At 68.8% G+C, this 4,295-nt stretch carries 5 protein-coding genes, 1 tRNA gene and 1 pseudogene; 1 reads left to right on the forward strand and 6 read right to left on the reverse strand.

The features are described 5' to 3' along the window. The 6 genes from V7D28_RS14075 to hemC all read right to left on the reverse strand — a co-directional run. On the reverse strand, nucleotides 1-464 hold a 464-nt coding region (locus V7D28_RS14075), incomplete at its 3' end, for a nitrilase-related carbon-nitrogen hydrolase (RefSeq protein WP_333588015.1). Between the two features lie 425 nt (nucleotides 465-889). Beyond that, a complete protein-coding gene (locus V7D28_RS14080; protein ID WP_333588016.1) occupies nucleotides 890-1,708 on the reverse strand; it encodes a response regulator in 819 nt (272 codons plus the stop codon). Between the two features lie 168 nt (nucleotides 1,709-1,876). Beyond that, nucleotides 1,877-1,952: transfer RNA gene (locus tag V7D28_RS14085), tRNA-Thr, on the reverse strand. A gap of 47 nt (nucleotides 1,953-1,999) precedes the next feature. Further along, nucleotides 2,000-2,161 carry a hypothetical protein gene (locus V7D28_RS14090; RefSeq protein WP_333588017.1) on the reverse strand — a complete coding sequence of 54 codons (162 nt, stop codon included), beginning with the start codon at nucleotides 2,159-2,161 and terminating at the stop codon, nucleotides 2,000-2,002. After that, complete coding sequence (locus tag V7D28_RS14095; RefSeq protein ID WP_333588018.1) at nucleotides 2,158-2,907, reverse strand: uroporphyrinogen-III synthase; 750 nt, start codon at nucleotides 2,905-2,907, stop codon at nucleotides 2,158-2,160. Before V7D28_RS14095 ends, V7D28_RS14090 begins: the two co-directional genes overlap by 4 nt. A gap of 39 nt (nucleotides 2,908-2,946) precedes the next feature. Continuing rightward, nucleotides 2,947-3,930: a hydroxymethylbilane synthase gene (gene hemC, locus V7D28_RS14100; protein ID WP_333588019.1), complete on the reverse strand. Its 984-nt coding sequence runs from the start codon at nucleotides 3,928-3,930 to the stop codon at nucleotides 2,947-2,949. A gap of 74 nt (nucleotides 3,931-4,004) precedes the next feature. Here hemC and V7D28_RS14105 point away from each other — a divergent pair. Then, nucleotides 4,005-4,295, forward strand: a pseudogene (locus tag V7D28_RS14105) (tRNA (adenosine(37)-N6)-threonylcarbamoyltransferase complex transferase subunit TsaD); the annotation flags it as partial.

The following is a 4,295-nucleotide window of genomic DNA, read 5'->3' on the forward strand; positions in this document are numbered from 1 at the left end:
GTCTGGCCGGCCAGACGCACCTCCAGGCCCGCAAGCCCGGCGCCGGGCGCGAACCACCTTTTCTCGTAATATTCCCGGTAGTTGGGCAGGAAGGACTTGGGCGTCACCCCCAGGATCCGCCCCCGCGAAATGGCGATGGCGCAATTATAGAGCCGCCCGTTGCGCCGTACCGGCGCGCCGATGGCCAGGACGCAGGCCAGGCCTTTGCTGGCCTCGCAGATCTCCGCGAGCGCGGCCTCCACCGCATCCAGCAGGGCGTCCTGCAGATGCAGGTCGTCGATGGCGTAGGCCGAGACGCAGAGCTCGGGAAAGACGATCAGGTCCGCCCCTTGGGCGTCGCCCCGCCGGGCCAGCTCCAGAATGGCGGCCGCATTGGCGGCCGGATCGGCCACAAAGGCCCGCGGCGTGGCCACAGCGCAGCGCACGAACCCCTGGGCCTGGCTGGAAAAAAACCGATGCGTCATCCCGCCTCACATAACCACGGCCGCCCTGATTGCCACAGAAGCCGCCTCCAGGCGAGGCGGGGGGTGGGGACGGTGAAAGGAAGTGGTGCCGCCTAGGTGAGGTGGCGAGCACCCAAGCCCAAAAACACGTGTACTTCTACGGGAGTGGGCGGGCCTCCGATTCGGCAACGGATGCAATCAGGTTCGAGGCGAATTCTCGTACGTTCGGAAAGAGCCCCGCGTCTGGCCACCCGGACGGCATCGCTGGGCTTAGCAGGCTTGCGCGCGCTCCCCTGGGGTTGCCCGCCAGGGCCGCTGCCGGGGTAGGCCGCGCCGGACCCCCTCTGGGGGGACACCGCAAGCCTCCTCCACAATATGGGGGTTCGCATGAGCGACCCCAGAACGATTGAAAACGCTAGCAGGCAGCCCTTGGCTCCCCCGCTCCGTCAGCCGAGATACTGGACGAGCGCGTCCACGACCCTCTGAAGGTTGCCACTGAACATTAGCCACAAGGCAATTAGCGCCCTGACATCAGCCAAGTTTTCACCGACTTTATTTAATGCCCCTTCAGCAACTTTCTCCGCGACCCAACTCGCGATCTTAGCTGCTGAAGCCGCTAAGCGTTCTTTGTCGGCTAGATATTGGCTAACGTCTGACGGCGGCTGCGCAGGCGCTTTCTCAAGCCGTGTAAGTATATCGACCGTCGCCATGAACTCGCCGTATGGCAGAGCGAATTCAGCGGGTGGCCCATTGTGCCCGTGGGCACCAACTTCGTTTTCAGAGGTCTGGTCAGGCGTGAGCCGCTCTACGCCCACGAGAGCGCCAGCCGCCGCGATCCTTAGCGCTTCGGCCGGCCTCAGATTGCGCGGCCCTTCGCCGAACAACACGCGATCTAGAGCAGCGACGAGTGTCTCCGGTTGGAACGGCTTCGTAATGAGATATGTCGGATCCAGACGTTTCTCGGTTAGTAGCCGCTCCGGAAAGGCCGTGACAAATATAGTTGGAATGCGGCGCACAGACGTCATCCGTCGGGCCGCGTCTATACCAGATGACCCATCCGCAAGTTGGATGTCCATCACCACGACATCAGGCTTATGCTCCAGAAACAAAGCAAACGCCTCGTCAGATGTGTAACCTATACCAACTACACGATGCCCCGCTTCTACAAGCGTGTTCTTTATGTCAGCGGCAATGACCGGCTCATCTTCAACAACCAGAATGCGGACTGACAGTAGCTTGGGGTCATGGGCCATAGCGTCGCTCATCGCTCAACATTTGAGCCGCACACCGTGATAGCCGCAAGAGACTTCAGTCTCCAGTCAGCGCCACAGATCAGAATGTAACTCATCAACCCGGAAAAAACGTAACCCACACGAAGCCGCGCCCGTCCCAACTTCTCGTTTTTGCGACGATTTCCGTCGTACGGATGGGGGTGGTGCCGCCTAGGTGACTCGAACACCTGACCTACGCATTACGAATGCGCCGCTCTACCGGCTGAGCTAAGGCGGCCCGTGGCGAAGGGTCCTGCGGGGCAGGGCCTGTCCGGGGGCGCCTGTTTAGCGGCTCTTGGGCCGATCGCCAAGCGACTCTGTGGGGGCGGCGAACCAGACGGGGCCGTAGCGGGCGATGAGCACGCCGCCCGCCAGGCAGGCCACGGCGAAGGCGATGGCCGCCCAATAGGCCAGGCCGAACAGGCGGGGGCGGGGCGCATCGCTCATGGGGCGACAGGCGAGGCGGCGGCGACAGGCCCAGCTTCCGCCGGCAGGCGGGCGATGAGGTTCAACAGGGCCGATTCCATGGGCATGGGGGCATAGAGGCGCGGTCCCAGCCGGGCGCGGGCCAGCGGCCGGCCCACGGCCCGCGACAGGCAGAGCGCGGCCATGTCCGGCGCCCCCCTGCCCCGCAACAGCACCGCCAGCCGCCGGGCGGCCTTGGGCGAATGCAGCAGCACCGCCTGGGCCTCCAGCGCGCGGGCCAGCAACGCCTTGGGGACCTGTGCGGGCACGGTCTCATAGAGCGGCACGGCCTGGATCACGAGGCCGTGGGCCGCCAGGTCGGCGGCCAGGTCGCCCGCAGGCTCGGTCGTGGTGGGGTGCAGGATGGGGCCGCGCAGGTCCCGGGCGCGGGCGGCCATGCCCTGAGCCAGGGCCGCCACGTCGCCATCGGCCGAAAGCACCTGGCGGAAGCCCGCCTCCCGCGCCGTCCGGGCGGTGGCCGCGCCCACGGCGAAGACCGGCAGGCCCCGGGCCGGCGTCCGCCCCGCCAGGGCGCGCACGCCATTGGCGCTGGTGAAGGCCAGGGCGGCGAATTCCGAAAGATCCGGCAGGGGCGTCTCCAGGGCGCGCACCTCCAGTAGGGGGGCCACCAGGGGCAGGGCGCCAAGGGTGCGCACCCGCTCGGCGGTGGCCGAGGCGCCCGGCTCGGCGCGGGTGATCCAGACGAGAGGCCGGGGGCTGGCGGTCATGGCCAGAGGAAAGGGCGCCGGGCGCAGCGCGGCAAGGCCCTATTCCGGCAGAACGATGCTGTCGCCGGCCTCGTCGCGCAGTTCGGCCCCCAGGCGCAGGCCCAGGTCCCGGGCCGCGGCCAGGGCGCCTTCGCCCCCGCCTTCGCCCGCGGTCATGGGGCCCAGATTGACGGCGCCCTGCCGGCGGTAGCGGAGCTTGCCGTCCGGGGACAGGGCCTCGACGATCAGGGACAGCTCGCCCCCGGCCAGCTGCGAGAAGGCGCCGATGGGCGTGCGGCAGGAGCTTTCCAGCGCCGCCATGGCGCCCCGCTCGGCGGCCACGGCCAGGGTGGTGTCGGCGTGTTGCAGGGCCTTGACCCAGGGCTGGTGGGCGTCTTCGGCGCGGGTCTCGATGGCCAGGGCCCCCTGGCCCGGCGCCGGCGGCCTTTCCACCGGATCGATGAAGCTCTTGGCCGCCCCGTCGAGACCCAGGCGCCTCAGGCCGGAGAGCGCCAGCAGGATGGCGTCGAACTCCCCGGCCTCCAGCTTGGCCATGCGGGTGCCCACATTGCCGCGCAGCATCTGGACGTCCAGGTCGGGGCGGGCGTGCAGGCTCTGGGCCTGGCGACGCAGGCTGGCCGTGCCCAGGCGCGCGCCCTGGGGCAGGTCCTCGAGCGTCAGGGCCTCGCGGGACAGGAAGGCGTCGCGGGGATCCTCCCGCTCGGGCACGGCGGCGATCACCAGCCCGTCAGGCAGCAGGGCGGGCATGTCCTTCATGGAATGGACCGCGCAGTCGATCTCGCCGGCCAGCATGGCCTCCTCGATCTCCTTGGTGAACAGGCCCTTGCCTCCCACCTCCAGCAGGCGGCGATCCTGGATGCGGTCGCCGGAGGTCTTGATGACGATCAGGGGGGCGACGCGCTCGGCCTCTTCCGGCGGCGCGCCCAGGGCGGCGGCGATACGGCGCTGCATCTGCCCGGCCTGGGCCAGGGAGAGTTGAGAACCTCGGGCGCCGATGCGCACGACGGGCGGTTGCGAAGACACGGTGGGCGGTCTACCTGCGAAAGCTCGATGGGACTGCCTGCCTGCTACAGGACAGGCCAGGAAGCCGCAACCGAATGACCGACCTCACCATTCTGGGCCTGGAGACCAGCTGCGACGAGACCGCCGCCGCCGTGGTCCGCCGCACGGCCGCAGGCGAGGTCCAGGTGCTGTCCTCGGTCATCGCCAGCCAGATCGCCCAGCACGCCCCCTATGGCGGCGTGGTGCCCGAGATCGCCGCCCGCGCCCATGTGGAGAGCATCGACGCCATCGCCGCGGCGGCCATGCAGGCCGCGGGTCTCGGCTATGGGGACCTGTCCGGGGTGGCCGCCACCGCGGGGCCGGGCCTGGTGGGCGGGGTGATGGTG

The sequence above is a fragment of the Phenylobacterium sp. genome, assembly GCF_036723115.1.
Classification (GTDB): Bacteria; Pseudomonadota; Alphaproteobacteria; order Caulobacterales; family Caulobacteraceae; genus Phenylobacterium.